Raw genomic sequence first — 13,387 nt, 5'->3', positions numbered from 1 at the left:
TTTTCGTTACTTCAGATTCTGGCTGACGATCTTGGCCATGTCGTCGGCCGTGGTGATGACCTTCGAGTTCATTTCATAGGCGCGCTGCGCGGCAATCAGGTCTGTGATTTCCTTGACGGAATCGACGTTGGACGCTTCCAGGTATCCCTGTTTGAGATAGCCATAACCGGTGTCCGTCGGGTTGCCGACGACGGCATCGCCGGATGCATCCGTGACGCCGAAGAGATTGTCGCCCATCGGCCGCAGGCCGGCATCGTTGGCGAAGAGTGCAAGCTGCAGCTGACCCAGATTGGTCGTGGTGTCGGCATCGCCGATACGGGCCGCAACGGTACCGTCTTCCGAAATCGTCACTTCCGTCGCATCGTTCGGAATGGTGATCTGAGGAATGACAGCATAGCCGTCGGAGGTCACCAGACGTCCGTTGGCATCCTTGTTCAACGAACCTGCACGCGTATAGACCGTGGTGTTGTCGGTGCCCTGGACCTGCAGCCAGCCATGGCCGACGATCGCGACGTCGAGATCGTTGCTGGTCTGGGTCAGCTCACCCTGTTCGAACAGCTTGCGGGTGGAAACCGTCTGCACGCCGAGACCGATATTGGCGCCTTCCGGTACGATCGCCTGGTCGGCACGGTTGGCAAGGCCGGCTGCTCGTTCCGTCTGATAAAGAAGATCGGTGAATTCCGCACGGCCGCGCTTGAAGGCGGTCGTGTTGATGTTGGCGATGTTGTTTGCGATGACATCCAGGTTGGTCTGCTGGGCGTTCATACCCGTAGCGGCAATAGCGAGTGCTCTCATGACGGTATAACCCCTGCTTTCTAGATCTGCATTTTAGTGATGTCGAGGAACGCGGAGACGACCTTGTCCCTGACCGCGATCGCGGTCTGAAGGGTGCGGTTCGCGTCCATCACGGCATCGACAACCTCACGAGTGGATGCCTTGCCCTGGATTCCGGCAAAGGACATGGCCTCGCCGTTCTTGACGGTGTCGAGAGCGCCCTTGGCGGCATCGGCCAGATAGCTGCCGAAAGACGGGCCGGCGACGCCGGTGGCGACCGTGCCGGCTGCCGTGCCGAGCATATCCGTGAGGCTGGTGCCGGTGCTTTCCGTCTGGTCGAGACCGTTGGACTTCGTCAGCGAACCGATGCTTGAAATGCTATCGATCATCATTAACCTTTCAACAAATCGATTGTCGACGAGATCAGGTCCCGCGTCTGCTTGATGCTCTGCAGGTTAGCCTCGTAACTGCGGTTGGCTTCGCGAAGATCGGCCATTTCGATCATCACGTTCACATTCGGATACTTGACCATTCCGTGCTCGTCGGCGGCCGGATGGTCGGGATCATATTCCTCGGTGAACTTGCCCTGATCCGTGCCGATCTTCTTGACGTCGACCATGTTGACGCCTGCGACCTTGTCCATCTCGTCACCGAAGGTGATGATCTTGCGGCGATAGGGATCCGCACCGGGAGTGTCGCCGGTGGTGCGGGCGTTCGCGATGTTTTCGGAAACGACACGCAGGCGAGTGGACTGAGCCTCCAGGCCGCTGCCGGCGATCTTCATCGAAGCGATCAGTGAATCCATCTTACTTGCCCAGTACCGCCAGCATCATCTTGTTCATCGAGCCGACGAGCTGCGTGTTCAGATCGAACTGCCGCTTGATGTCGCCCATCTTGGTCATTTCAGTCGCCAGGGCGACGGTGTTGCCCGATTCCTGGACACCGATTTCCTGATCGAGCTTGCCATCCTTGACTTCGACCTCGCCGTTACCGGCGATGTCGGCGACCATGTGCGCCGGGTTGGTGCGCGCCATTGCCATCGGGCCCATGCCACTGGTGGACTTCAACTCCGCGTCGAACGGAGTGACATCCTTCGCATGAAACTTCGGGGTATTGGCATTGGCGACGTTCGTCGTGACAACCTGCTGTCTGACGGACAGCCATTCTGCCTGCCGAGACGCAAGCTCGAACAACTGGATCGGCTGGGTGGTCATGGGTGTTCTCCATCTTGTCGTCCAGGACGCTAGAGGGACAATCTTGCGCGGGACTTGCGGTAGGGGCCGGCTTCAGATTTCGACGGAAAACAGCGGAAATCCCTTCGTTCTCGTCAAACAGGTTCGCGCAAGGCCGGGCACTTAACTGTGTTCCCGAACTTGCCAGAGCTCTCCCCCGCGAGGGCATGCGGCGTATCCTTTAAATCAGGAGCCACACATGCAATCCGGTCTCTATGTCGGCCTTTCGTCCCAGATCGCGCTCGAACATCGCCTCACCACGATCTCCGACAACATCGCCAACATGAATACGACGGGCTTTCGCGCGACGGAGGTGAAGTTCGATCAGGTTCTCAGCCAGACGAAGAACCAGAACAATACCAAGGTGGCTTTCGTCACGCAGGGTAACGACTATCTGTCGACGAAGACCGGCGACGTCGAGCAGACGGGCAACTCGCTCGACTTCGCCGTCAAAGGCGACGCATGGTTCCAGGTCCAGACGCCGCAGGGGCCGGTATTGACCCGCGACGGCCGCTTTTCCATGTCGCTCGACGGCAGCCTGGTCTCGGTACTGGGTTATCCGGTGCTCGATTCGGGAGGAGGTCCGATCCAACTCGACCCGACCGGTGGTTCGCCCAAGGTGGGCACCGATGGCCGTATCAACCAGAATGGCCGGACCGTCGGGCAGATCGGCGTCTTTACCGCCGATCTGAGCAAGGGCTTTTATCGCACCGACAACAGCGGCGTGGTCTCCACCGAAACGCCACAGCCGGTGGTCGACACGATGGGCGTGGGCGTGATGCAGGGCTTTCTCGAGCAGTCCAACGTCAATGCCATCGGCGAGATGACGCAGCTCATTCAGGTCAACCGCGCCTTTGAAAGCATCTCGTCGCTGATGAGCACGAGCGAAGACACCTTCTCTGAAGCGATGAAGACGCTTGGCGGCGTTACCAGCTGACGGACACAGTAATGATGACCGCAGCCCAGCCCGAGGATTTCCAGCCGGTGGCAATGAACCGTCTGGACCGGCTTGCCGATATGGCAGCCCTTTATGCCGATCCCGCGCATGTTCTCTCCTGGGGCGGCCGGGTGAGAATGATCGCCGCCGGTTATTATACGGTCAGCGGCCTGTCCCGGCACGTGCGCCTCGGCGAATTCGTCTCTCACCAGAGCGCGACCGGCCTGCATATGGGCGAGGTCGTGCGCGTCGAGCCCGACCTCATCTATGTCTGCCCGATCGAACCGGGTGCGCCGATCGGCGTCGACGACCTGGTGCTGCGCACCGGCGAATTCCGGCTCGCGCCGAGCGACAGCTGGTGCGGCAGGACGATCAACTCGCTATGCCGCCCGATCGACGGCAAGGGGCCGCTTCGTGAAGGCCCAGTGCAGCGCTCGATCAATAGCCAGCCGCCGCCGTCGATGACCCGAAGACGCGTGGACACATCGTTCCGTACCGGCGTCAAGGCGATCGATATCTTCGCGCCGATCTGCTATGGCCAGCGTCTCGGGGTTTTCGCCGGGTCCGGCGTCGGCAAATCGACATTGCTGTCGATGCTTGCAAAGGCCGATGCCTTCGACCGCGTGGTGATCACGCTTGTCGGCGAACGCGGCCGTGAAGTGCGCGAATTCATCGAGGACACGCTCGGCAAGAACGTCGCAAAGGCTGTGATCGTCGTCACCACCAGCGACGAGAGCCCGATGCTGCGCAAGATGGCGCCGCTGGTCGGCATGACGATCGCCGAACATTTTCGCGACCAGGGCCAGAACGTGCTTTTCATCGCCGACAGCGTGACGCGATTCGCCCATGCCATCCGCGAGGTCGCGATCGCAGCCGGCGAGCCGCCGGTTGCGCGCGGCTATCCCGCTTCCGTCTTCACCGAGCTGCCGCGGCTGCTGGAACGTGCCGGACCCGGCATGGAGGGTGCAGGAACGATCACGGCGATCATCTCGATCCTCGTCGACGGGGACAATCACAACGACCCGATCGCCGATTCGACCCGCGGTATCCTCGATGGCCATATCGTGCTCGACCGCGCGCTGGCCGACGAGGGCCGCTATCCGCCCGTCAATCCGCTGTCGTCGATCTCGCGTCTGGCACGCAAGGCCTGGACGGGTGACCAGGAACGGCTGGTTTCGCGGCTGAAAGGCCTGATCAATATCTACGAGGAGACGAAGGACCTGCGCCTGATCGGCGGCTACCGGCCGGGTGCCGATCCCGATCTCGACATGGCGGTCAAGCAGGTGCCGATCATCTACGACGTGCTGAAGCAATCGCCCGGAGATCCGGTGGTAATCGATGCCTATACGGAGCTTGCCAACGCACTGAAGGCTGCCCTCACCGGCAATAATCGCGCCGTACCGGCAGGAAAGAGGGGTGCCTGATGGCCAAGCTTCCAGGCAAGATACCATTCAGGCGGCGCCGCAGCGGCGGCAGCGCCGTGACGAAGCCGATAGACCGATGGATCGTCGCCTCGCTGATCGGCTTTTCGATGCTCTGTGCGGCCTTCCCCTGGTATGTGTTCTTCAATCAGGACAAGTTCGGCGTCAACGTCGCCGGCTGGGAGGGCATGCGCAATGCGAGCCACATTCGTCCCGTAGGCGATGCCGGTATCGGCGCGATGCGCGATCCGCTTGTCGACGAGGCAGACAGGACCACCGAGCCTCCTCCGGCTGACGACCGCCTGACGACGGCGGCAATTCCATCGTCCGGTTCCGACAGTTCGGGCGAGCCGGGCGGCTTCCAGAACCAGCCCTTCCCCGGCGGCACCGATTTCAAGCTTCTGCATGTTGCAAACGGCCGCGCTCTGATCGAGAATGCGAGCGGCATTTTCCTGGTGCAGATCGGTTCTACGCTGCCGGATAATTCGCGCCTAGCGAGCCTCAGGCAACGCAGCGGCAAATGGGAAATCGTCACGTCTGCGGGAAAGATCTACAGCGAATGAGACGCTGCGGCCCGCAAAGCCAGTTTAGCCGGACCAGACCACAACAGTCTCACGCAAGGCAGACGCCTTATCAGTCTATTCAAGCAAAAGCGTTGGATGCGAGCTTACTATGAATCTTATTATCGGATTGGTAATCACCGTTGGCTGTATCATTGGCGGCTTCATGGCCATGGGCGGCCATGTGGGCCTGTTGATGCAGCCGTTCGAGCTCATGGTCATCGGCGGCGCCGGTGTCGGCAGTTTCGTCATGGCCAATCCGATGAAGGTGCTGAAGGATTCCGGCAAGGCGATCGGCGAGGCCTTCAAGGGTGCCGTGCCGAAGGAAAAGGCCTATCTGGAAGTGCTCGGCGTTCTCTACTCGCTGATGCGTGACCTGAGGACGAAGTCGCGTAACGAAATCGAAGCGCATATCGACAATCCGCAGGAATCCTCGATCTTCCAGTCCGCCCCGATGGTTCTCAAGGATACCGAGCTGACGGCGTTCATCTGCGATTACGTTCGACTGATCATCATCGGCAATGCCCGCTCGCACGAGATCGAGGCGCTGATGGACGAGGAAATCGAAACCATCCTGCATGACCGGCTGAAGCCCTATCACGCGATCCAGCTGATGGGCGACGCCTTCCCCGCACTCGGTATTATCGCCGCCGTTCTCGGCGTCATCAAGGCCATGAGCCATATCAATGAATCGCCGGAAGTGCTCGGCGGCCTGATCGGCTCGGCACTGGTCGGCACGATGCTCGGCATCTTCCTTTCCTACTGCCTCTGCAACCCGCTCGTGTCGCAGATCAAGATCGTGCGGACCAAGCAGCATCGGCTCTATATCATCGTCAAGCAGACCCTGCTTGCCTACATGAACGGCTCCGTACCGCAGGTGGCGCTTGAATACGGCCGCAAGACGATCTCCTCGTCCGACCGTCCTTCGATCGACTCGGTCGAGCAGGAAATGATGAAACCCGGCGGCGACACGAAGGCAGCGTGACGATCATGCAGAACAGCAATCCCCAAGCTTCGCAACAGCAGCCGGCCATGGGACGGGCGCTTCTTGCCCGCCTGACCGGCTCGCTCGGCGACCAAAAGACGCTGGAGCGGCTGAGCCAGGATTTCGGCAGCCTCTACCTCGCCTTCCTGCCCGACGTGCTGCAGAGCGAGCTCGGGCTTGGCGTGGAGATTTCCTACGAAGGCTACCAGTCGGGCGTGATGAGCGAACTCGTCGGCGCGCTCGGCGACAATGTCGCGTTGGTGGATGCCACCCTTCGCAACTGGTGCCCGAACTTCGTCATCGCCTGCGGCAACGCCTTCGTCATCACGATGATGGAGACCCTGCTCGGTGCCATGCCCGAAACCATCTTCCAGCCGCCGACGCGGCAGCTTTCGCAGATCGAACTGGAGCTTTCCGTGGTGGTCTTCGACAAGATTGCCCAGGTGCTGCGCTCGGGTGTCAACGCACCAGGCGGCTTCGAGCCTTCGATCGAGCCACCGCACAATGCCGATGCACGGCTGAAGCCTGAGGAAGACGCGGCCGATCCGTTCGCCGTCTCGATCCGCATCGGCATCAAGCTCGGCAAGGTGACCTCGGACTTCTTCCTCGTCATTCCGCAGCAATATCTGTTGAAGACCACGGTGACGCTTCCAAAGCCCAAGGGCGAGCTTTCCCGCGACCACGAGAAGTGGACGGAAAGCATGTCCGAGCAGGTCCGCCGCTCGCGCGTGACGCTGGAGGCGAAGATCCCGCTGGAGGCCCTCACTCTGGCAACGATCTCGAAACTGGTGGCGGGCGACGTCATCGCCTTCCGCGACAGCGAGGAGATCGTCGTCGACGTGAGCGCCAACGGGCGCGAGATGTATAATTGCGAGTTCGGCAGGAGCGGCGAAAACTACACGGTTCGCGTCAAGGAAAATGTCAGCAACGAAAACGACATTTTGAAACATTTGCTCGGCTGACGCAGGCGAGTTCTGCGACCGGGCGACGAGGCCGGTGGCCGATAAATTTGGAACGGGAATGCTAATTTCATGGCGACAAAGAAAACAGCTTCGACGGAAGACAACGCACTGGACACATCAGGTTCGGACTTTGACTTCGACAACGCGGTCAACGACCTTCGTGGTGTGATGAAGCATGACGCCGATGGCACCGCGCCTTCGGCCGACGACAGTTTCGGCTTCGACTTCCCCGCCGGCGCCGAAACCAGCCCGGAACTGCCCTCCTTCGGCAGTGACGCCGGCGCGGGCGGCGATTTCGACTTCCCGGCCGGAGATACGGGTGGGAAAGCCGGCTCAGGCCTGCATACGAACCTTGACCTGATCATGGATATCCCGATTGATGTTCATGTTGTGCTTGGAACGAGTCGTATTTCAGTGTCCAATCTGATGAACCTGCAAGAGGGTGCCGTCGTGGCGCTCGACAAGAAGATTGGCGAACCGGTTGACATCACGGTCAACGGCCGCCGCATCGCTCGTGGAGAGATCACCGTTCTCGAAGACGACGATACCCGCTTCGGCGTAAAGCTCATCGAAGTCATGAGCTCCAGGACATCCTGATCCTGACGTCTGAAGCAAAGAGGAAAAGACCATGATGGACTTTGAAGACTTCGGCGGCGGGGCATTGACAGACAAACCTCTTTCCCAGGCGGAAAAGGCAGCGGCTGTGCTGCTTGCCATGGGAAAGAATGTCGCCGGAAAGCTGCTCAAATATTTCACCCAAGCGGAACTGCAGGCGATCATCGCCGCAGCGCAGACCCTGCGCACCATTCCGCCGAACGAGCTTGGACAGCTGGTCAACGAGTTCGAGGACCTGTTCACCGAAGGCGCGGGCCTTATGGACAATGCCAAGGTCATCGAGAGCATTCTCGAGGCCGGTCTTACCCCCGAAGAAGTCGACGGGCTGCTTGGCCGCCGCATGGCCTTCCAGTCCTATGAAGAATCCATCTGGGACAGGCTGCAGGAAGCCGAGCCGGATTTCATTGCCGCCTTCCTCTTGCGCGAGCATCCGCAGACGGTTGCCTATATCCTGTCGATGCTGCCTTCCGGCTTCGGTGCCAAGGTGCTTCTGAAGCTGCCCGATGGCCAGCGCGCCGACATCATGAACCGTACGGTCAACCTGAAGAACGTCAACCCGAAGGCCGCCCAGATCATCGAGAACAAGGTCGTCGACCTGATCAGCGAGATCGAGCGCGAGAAGAATTCGGCCGGCCCGATCAAGGTTGCCGAACTGATGAACGAACTGACCAAGCCCGATGTCGACACCTTGCTCACCTCGCTCGAGGAGATCAGCCAGGAGGCCGTCAACAAGGTTCGCCCGAAGATCTTCCTGTTCGACGACATCCTGCTCATGCCGCAGCGCAGCCGCGTCCTGCTGCTCAACGACATTTCCGGCGAAGTCATCACCATGGCGCTCCGGACATCGTCGCCGGCGCTTCGCGAAAGCGTGCTGTCGTCGCTCAGCCCGCGCGCGCGCCGCATGATCGAATCGGACCTGCAGGTCGAAACGCCCGGCACCAATCCGCGCGAAATCGCGATTGCCCGCCGCGCCATCGCGCAGGAAGCACTCAGGCTGGCCAATTCCGGGCAGATCATGCTCAAGGAAAAGGAAGCAGAGGACGCCGGCGCAGCCGCCTGATCCTCCACGATCGACGCCTGAGGGCACGAAAACGAGCAATAGACCCGAAAATCGGCAGCGATTTTCGGGTCTATGCGTTTGTGGGTAAAGACGTCACCAATCGCTGTTGAAAACGCCCCTGCCCGCCTGCCGCGCGATTGCCCGTCTGCGGCCACAGGACTAGGGTTTTTGGAAAGAACCGTTCGCGTTGTCGCGCGCAGACCGCCAGGAAGACGCTCGTGTCAGACGATCAGGACAAGGACAGTAAAACAGAGGCCCCGACCGAGAAAAAGATTCGGGACGCGTTTGCCGAGGGCAATATCCCCACGTCCCGCGAAGTCCCGATATTCGCCTCGGCTCTCGCCTTCTACATCTACCTCGTGTTCTTCCTGCCAAAGGGCGCGGCACGCCTTGCAGAGACGCTGCGTGACATTTTCGAAGAGCCGGATCAATGGACGATCCAATCGGCGAGCGACCTCGTCTCGCTGGCCGTGCGGCTTGCCTGGGACGTGAGTGGAATGCTGCTGCCTGTTGCCGTGCTGTTCATCGCCTTCGGCATCGGCTCGAACGTGGCACAGCACATGCCGCAATTCGTGCTCAAACGGATCACGCCGCAGGCCGAGCGGATCTCGATCGTCAAGGGCTGGGGCCGTCTGTTCAGCGTTCAGGGCCTGGTCGAGTTCGGCAAGTCACTTTTCAAGATCATCATTGTGTCGATCATCATGGTCGTCATCCTGCACAACGATTATTTCCGATCGATCGATGCGCTCTTTTCCGATCCGCAGGTGATCATCGTGACGATGATGCGCGTGATGAAGAAGATCATGATCGTGATCCTCTTCGCCACCGCCATCGTGGCGGTCGCCGACTTTTTCTGGACCCGGCATCACTGGTACACGATGATGCGGATGACCAAACAGGAAGTGAAGGACGAGTTCAAGCAGTCCCAAGGCGATCCGATCGTCAAGGCCCGCATCCGTTCCATCGGCCGCGACCGTGCGCGGCGCCGGATGATGGCCAACGTACCCCGTGCAACACTCGTCATCGCCAACCCGACGCATTACGCCGTGGCACTCCGTTATGCCCAGGGGGAAAGCGATGCCCCGGTGGTCCTCGCGAAGGGGCAGGACCTCGTCGCGTTGAAGATCCGCGAAGTTGCCGAAGCCAACAACATCCCGATCTTCGAGGATCCGCCGCTGGCGCGCTCGATGTTTGCGCAGGTTACCGTGGATGGCATCATCCCGCCGCCGTTCTACAAGGCGGTCGCGGAACTCATTCACAAGGTCTATGCGTTGAGGGCAAGGCGCGGCCAGCGTCGTTGACGGCCCGGTCTTTCGGCCGTGAGCTCAGGCCGGGTCAGGTGATATAGCCGAGCCGGATTGCCTTGGCGATCGCCTGGATGCGGTTGACCGAGTCGAGCTTGATCGTCGCGGATCCGAGATAGGCGTTGACGGTGTGGACGGAGAGGCCGAGCTTTTCGGCAATCTCTTCGCTTATTCGCCCGTCACCCGCCAATTGAAGGCAGGTTATCTCGCGCTCGCTCAGCGATTCGGACGGCACGCTGCGACGCTCGTCGAGCGCGAGCAAGTCCATCATGATCTGGCTACTGTGAACGTGCTGCTCGATAACGAGATCGGCCGTCAACTCAAGCTGGTCACCGAAAAATGCCACATACCCGTTTCCAAGAGCGCCGAGACGCACCGGGAAGACCAGACCGGCGAAAGACAGTCCGGTCGGCTCCAGCCTGCGGATCAGCGGGGCAAACTCGCCCGCATTCGCGACACTTGCGGCACCCGAACCATTCCAGATCAGCGGCAGAAGCGACATTTCAATATGATCGAGCAGGATGTCCTCGACCTCATGCAGCAGGCGCACCCGCTCTTCGCCAGCACCCGTGCCCCAGTTTTCCAGTTCGCAGACCAGCTTGCGCTTGTTCGGCAAGCCTGCGCCGGTAATCCGGAAAACGGCGAAGTTCCGAGCCTTCAGGCTCTTCTGCATGGCAATCAGCTTGGGGAAAATGTCGGACCGGCTCGAGCCGCGCTGAAGACGCAGGTACTGGATGCTCCCCGGCCCGTCAGCAGTTCCGCCTCGTGAATACCCCATGCAATCGCCGCCCTAAACCAGATTGTTGCGAACCGCGTAGGCAATCGCCTCGGAGCGGGTTTTCGTCGCCGTCTTGCGCATCACGCTGGTGATGTAGTTGTTGATGGTGTTACGCGAGATCCCGAGGATCACCGCAATCTCGTCGCTGGTCTTGCCCTCGGCGATCCAGAAGAGACATTCGAGCTCGCGCTCGGTGAGCTCGAAGTCACGTTCGGTGCGCGATTCGACGCTTTCCACGAAACTTGCGCCATAGGCGGCCAGCAACCCGACCTCCTTCAACTGCTCCTGGGAGAGGATGATGCCCTCCTGGAACAGAAACATGAGAGAAAAGCGCGTGCGTCCGACGCAAAAGGTCAGGGAGCAATACTGGCGACTGATCCTGTCGGGCAGCACGACGTCGTCCGGCAACAGCGAGAAAGTCGGCGCCAGAACGGAGAAACATTTCTCCAGCTCGGTGGAGCGGGCATAGCCGCTTGCCAGTTCGGCACCCAGCCGGCGGACCAGGTCGAATGGCCAGTTGGATGTGACGATGAAATCGAGCCCATGTTCCTGGATCAGGTCATAGCGGACGAGGAGGAAATGCGAAGCACCGACATGATCTGCAAGCAGCCGCATGATCACCTGGAGATTGTCGGCTCCGGCAAGGGCCGAAAAACGGCGGGCCAATTGTGCGCGAGACAGAGAACGAGCGTCTGTTGCCTCCGGAACGGAGCGGCCTTGCGCCGTGACATCCATGCCCGATAACTCCATTCGTTATCTGCTCCTGCTGCGTGGATTACGACCTCGCCTGGAGAAGTCTATCCATTTATCCCGTACGCCGATACATGCTGCAAATCTCGAATCGATGGCCCGCGGGGCCCGTCAACGAATCATGGCGTATCTTAGGAGATGCACTCACATTTGCCATCGCCTGCGGCGGAGATTTCCCCAATTGCGATCCACGTGTCGCATTTTGGCCAGTAATAAACGGGGAAAGCCTTAGCCAGAACATAGGAAAAGGCCGGGAACATGCCCGGCCTTTCATCATCATATTTTCGTGAGCGCCGATCAGGCGGCCTTTTCGAAGGCCCATTTGCGGAGAATCTTGGCAGCCCGCTCTTCGGAGATCTCGACCATGCGGGCAAGACGCTTTTCCGGGCCTTCCTTGACGCGGCGGTTGAAGCCATCCGCCTCTTCCTCGCCCAACAGATCGCTGCTGCCGTCGAAGCCGAAATCCGAGCCGAAGCCATCCATGAGAGCGGGAGCTCCACCGGCCGGCGAGAAGTCGGGCAGTTCGAGACCGGCGCCCTCGGCCAGCGTCTCGCTGGACTTGCCTGTGCCGGTGACGGTGCGGATGATCGGACGAAGGCCAAGCCAGACGACCAGAAATGCAACCGCGAGGAAGGCGAGCGAGTTGATGATGCCACCGGCATTGCGGGTCAGCACGTCCATCAGGCCAGGGCCAGTGTCGGTTTCGTCGAGCAGCTGGTTGTCGAGGAAATCCATGGCGGTGACGGTCACCACATCACCACGATCGGTGCTGATGCCGGCAGCCGAGGCGACGATCTTCTGCATTTCAGCCAGATAGGCGTCGATCTTTGCCTGGTCGGCCGGTTCGCCGACCATCTTGGCAATGCGGCCCTTGTTGACGACGACGGCAATCGAGACCTTGTCGATCTGATAGCTGTTGCGGGTCGTCGCAACGGTCTTCTGGTTGATTTCGTAGTTGGTCTGTTCTTCACGCTTGTCGGACTGGTCGGAAGACTTCGGACCATTGTTGCCACCCTGCTGGGGGGCAGCCTGGGGAACGTTCTGCTCCACTGTCGCGGCGTTGTCTTCCGAAGCCTGCTGCGACTGCGAGTTTTCCTTGGTCGTGCGAACCGAACGTTCGACGCGCGAATTCGGATCGTAGGTGGTTTCCTGGATCTGCTGGCTGTCGGTGTTGAGCGATGCCGTGACGCTGGAACGGAAATTGTCCATGCCGAGGAACGGAGCCAGCGCCTTGTCGATGTTCGATTCGATTTCCGACTGGACGGACTGGACGATGCCGAGCGAGCGGTTCAGCTGATTGTTGCTGCCGTCATCTCCAGAGGCAAGCAACTGGCCGGTGGAATCGAGAATAGTGACGTCTTCGACATCAAGCCCGGGAACGGCGGAAGCGACGAGGTGGCGAATCGACGATGCGGCCTTGCGGCCGGTGGAGGAATTGGCGCGGATCATCACCGAAGCCGTGGGCTTCTGCTGGGCACGGCGGAAATTGCCGACATCGGGCATGACGAGGTGGACACGGGCGGCCGAGATGCCGCTGATCTGCTCGATGGTGCGGGCGATTTCGCCTTCCAGGGCTCTGACGCGGGTCACTTCCTGCATGAAGGAGGTCAAGCCGAGGGAACCGACATTATCGAAAAGCTCGTAGCCGGCATTGCTGCTGTTGGGCAGGCCCTTTTCTGCAAGCAGAAGGCGTGCCTTGCCGGTATTGCCGACCGGGACCTGAATGCTCTTGCCGTCCGAACCGACTTCGAAGTCCATGTTCGCTTCGGCTAGCGCCATGCTGACCTGATTGAGATCACTGGTCTCAAGGTTCACATACAGCGTCTCGTAAGCAGGCTTATTAACAAACATCGCCGCTGCAACGACAATCGCGATGGAAATCGCGGCGGCAGCGCCCATGGCAATAAGTCTTGTCTGACCAAGTGACGCCAGATTTTTAAAAATTTGTGAAAATTGAGCTAACAGATTCATTCTGTTCCCACATCGCCGAACACGGTTATAGAGCTTCT

The 13,387-nt window shown here is 60.0% G+C and carries 15 protein-coding genes; 8 read left to right on the top strand and 7 right to left on the bottom strand.

From position 1 onward, the window contains the following. Window positions 1-6 precede the first annotated feature (6 nt). The 4 genes from flgG to flgB are packed head-to-tail and all read right to left on the bottom strand — an operon-like array spanning window position 7 to window position 1,988. On the bottom strand, window positions 7-795 hold the full coding sequence (gene flgG, locus NCHU2750_RS01315; protein ID WP_119938805.1) for a flagellar basal-body rod protein FlgG: 789 nt from the start codon (window positions 793-795) through the stop codon (window positions 7-9). A gap of 20 nt (window positions 796-815) precedes the next feature. After that, window positions 816-1,163, bottom strand: coding sequence for a flagellar hook-basal body complex protein FliE (gene fliE / locus NCHU2750_RS01310; RefSeq protein WP_119942807.1), 348 nt, complete (start codon window positions 1,161-1,163; stop codon window positions 816-818). A 2-nt stretch (window positions 1,164-1,165) separates the two neighbouring features. Next, on the bottom strand, window positions 1,166-1,579 hold the full coding sequence (flgC, locus tag NCHU2750_RS01305) for a flagellar basal body rod protein FlgC (RefSeq protein ID WP_119938804.1): 414 nt from the start codon (window positions 1,577-1,579) through the stop codon (window positions 1,166-1,168). Between the two features lies 1 nt (window position 1,580). Beyond that, window positions 1,581-1,988 carry a flagellar basal body rod protein FlgB gene (flgB, locus tag NCHU2750_RS01300; protein WP_119938803.1) on the bottom strand — a complete coding sequence of 136 codons (408 nt, stop codon included), beginning with the start codon at window positions 1,986-1,988 and terminating at the stop codon, window positions 1,581-1,583. A gap of 217 nt (window positions 1,989-2,205) precedes the next feature. Between flgB and flgF the strand changes: the two genes are divergently transcribed. From flgF to flhB, 8 genes are all read left to right on the top strand, one after another. Then, a complete protein-coding gene (gene flgF / locus NCHU2750_RS01295) occupies window positions 2,206-2,943 on the top strand; it encodes a flagellar basal-body rod protein FlgF (protein ID WP_119938802.1) in 738 nt (245 codons plus the stop codon). Between the two features lie 80 nt (window positions 2,944-3,023). Beyond that, complete coding sequence (gene fliI, locus NCHU2750_RS01290) at window positions 3,024-4,367, top strand: flagellar protein export ATPase FliI (RefSeq protein WP_502703862.1); 1,344 nt, start codon at window positions 3,024-3,026, stop codon at window positions 4,365-4,367. After that, window positions 4,367-4,927, top strand: coding sequence for a hypothetical protein (locus NCHU2750_RS01285; protein ID WP_245480307.1), 561 nt, complete (start codon window positions 4,367-4,369; stop codon window positions 4,925-4,927). Before fliI ends, NCHU2750_RS01285 begins: the two co-directional genes overlap by 1 nt. 109 nt (window positions 4,928-5,036) lie before the next feature. Beyond that, window positions 5,037-5,909 carry a flagellar motor stator protein MotA gene (gene motA / locus NCHU2750_RS01280; RefSeq protein ID WP_119938801.1) on the top strand — a complete coding sequence of 291 codons (873 nt, stop codon included), beginning with the start codon at window positions 5,037-5,039 and terminating at the stop codon, window positions 5,907-5,909. A gap of 5 nt (window positions 5,910-5,914) precedes the next feature. Next, window positions 5,915-6,871 carry a FliM/FliN family flagellar motor switch protein gene (locus NCHU2750_RS01275; protein ID WP_245480440.1) on the top strand — a complete coding sequence of 319 codons (957 nt, stop codon included), beginning with the start codon at window positions 5,915-5,917 and terminating at the stop codon, window positions 6,869-6,871. Window positions 6,872-6,940: 69 nt separating this feature from the next. After that, complete coding sequence (gene fliN, locus NCHU2750_RS01270; RefSeq protein WP_119938800.1) at window positions 6,941-7,468, top strand: flagellar motor switch protein FliN; 528 nt, start codon at window positions 6,941-6,943, stop codon at window positions 7,466-7,468. A 31-nt stretch (window positions 7,469-7,499) separates the two neighbouring features. Further along, entirely contained in the window at window positions 7,500-8,546 is a 1,047-nt protein-coding gene (gene fliG, locus NCHU2750_RS01265; RefSeq protein ID WP_119938799.1) for a flagellar motor switch protein FliG, read from the top strand. 218 nt (window positions 8,547-8,764) lie between these two features. Next, window positions 8,765-9,847 carry a flagellar biosynthesis protein FlhB gene (gene flhB / locus NCHU2750_RS01260; protein ID WP_119938798.1) on the top strand — a complete coding sequence of 361 codons (1,083 nt, stop codon included), beginning with the start codon at window positions 8,765-8,767 and terminating at the stop codon, window positions 9,845-9,847. A gap of 34 nt (window positions 9,848-9,881) precedes the next feature. Here flhB and visR read toward each other — a convergent pair whose 3' ends face one another. The 3 genes from visR to fliF all read right to left on the bottom strand — a co-directional run bounded on the left by visR (window position 9,882) and on the right by fliF (window position 13,349). Further along, window positions 9,882-10,628 carry a transcriptional regulator VisR gene (visR, locus tag NCHU2750_RS01255; RefSeq protein WP_119938797.1) on the bottom strand — a complete coding sequence of 249 codons (747 nt, stop codon included), beginning with the start codon at window positions 10,626-10,628 and terminating at the stop codon, window positions 9,882-9,884. Window positions 10,629-10,640: 12 nt separating this feature from the next. Further along, window positions 10,641-11,363: a transcriptional regulator VisN gene (gene visN / locus NCHU2750_RS01250; protein ID WP_502703861.1), complete on the bottom strand. Its 723-nt coding sequence runs from the start codon at window positions 11,361-11,363 to the stop codon at window positions 10,641-10,643. A gap of 312 nt (window positions 11,364-11,675) precedes the next feature. Then, a complete protein-coding gene (gene fliF / locus NCHU2750_RS01245) occupies window positions 11,676-13,349 on the bottom strand; it encodes a flagellar basal-body MS-ring/collar protein FliF (protein WP_119938795.1) in 1,674 nt (557 codons plus the stop codon). Window positions 13,350-13,387: the final 38 nt, after the last annotated feature.

It is taken from the genome of Neorhizobium sp. NCHU2750 (assembly GCF_003597675.1).
Taxonomy (GTDB): Bacteria; Pseudomonadota; Alphaproteobacteria; order Rhizobiales; family Rhizobiaceae; genus Neorhizobium.
Note: the sequence above shows the minus strand (reverse complement) of the source record. Positions and strands in the feature narration are given on the sequence as shown.

What these genes read in the sequence shown, in the direction of transcription:
- flgG (WP_119938805.1), bottom strand. Translation starts at nt 795, where the DNA reads ATGAGAGCACTCGCTATTGCCGCTACGGGTATGAACGCCCAGCAGACC.
- fliE (WP_119942807.1), bottom strand. Translation starts at nt 1,163, where the DNA reads ATGATCGATAGCATTTCAAGCATCGGTTCGCTGACGAAGTCCAACGGT.
- flgC (WP_119938804.1), bottom strand. Translation starts at nt 1,579, where the DNA reads ATGGATTCACTGATCGCTTCGATGAAGATCGCCGGCAGCGGCCTGGAG.
- flgB (WP_119938803.1), bottom strand. Translation starts at nt 1,988, where the DNA reads ATGACCACCCAGCCGATCCAGTTGTTCGAGCTTGCGTCTCGGCAGGCA.
- flgF (WP_119938802.1), top strand. Translation starts at nt 2,206, where the DNA reads ATGCAATCCGGTCTCTATGTCGGCCTTTCGTCCCAGATCGCGCTCGAA.
- fliI (WP_502703862.1), top strand. Translation starts at nt 3,024, where the DNA reads ATGGCAGCCCTTTATGCCGATCCCGCGCATGTTCTCTCCTGGGGCGGC.
- NCHU2750_RS01285 (WP_245480307.1), top strand. Translation starts at nt 4,367, where the DNA reads ATGGCCAAGCTTCCAGGCAAGATACCATTCAGGCGGCGCCGCAGCGGC.
- motA (WP_119938801.1), top strand. Translation starts at nt 5,037, where the DNA reads ATGAATCTTATTATCGGATTGGTAATCACCGTTGGCTGTATCATTGGC.
- NCHU2750_RS01275 (WP_245480440.1), top strand. Translation starts at nt 5,915, where the DNA reads ATGCAGAACAGCAATCCCCAAGCTTCGCAACAGCAGCCGGCCATGGGA.
- fliN (WP_119938800.1), top strand. Translation starts at nt 6,941, where the DNA reads ATGGCGACAAAGAAAACAGCTTCGACGGAAGACAACGCACTGGACACA.
- fliG (WP_119938799.1), top strand. Translation starts at nt 7,500, where the DNA reads ATGATGGACTTTGAAGACTTCGGCGGCGGGGCATTGACAGACAAACCT.
- visR (WP_119938797.1), bottom strand. Translation starts at nt 10,628, where the DNA reads ATGGGGTATTCACGAGGCGGAACTGCTGACGGGCCGGGGAGCATCCAG.
- visN (WP_502703861.1), bottom strand. Translation starts at nt 11,363, where the DNA reads ATGGATGTCACGGCGCAAGGCCGCTCCGTTCCGGAGGCAACAGACGCT.
- fliF (WP_119938795.1), bottom strand. Translation starts at nt 13,349, where the DNA reads ATGAATCTGTTAGCTCAATTTTCACAAATTTTTAAAAATCTGGCGTCA.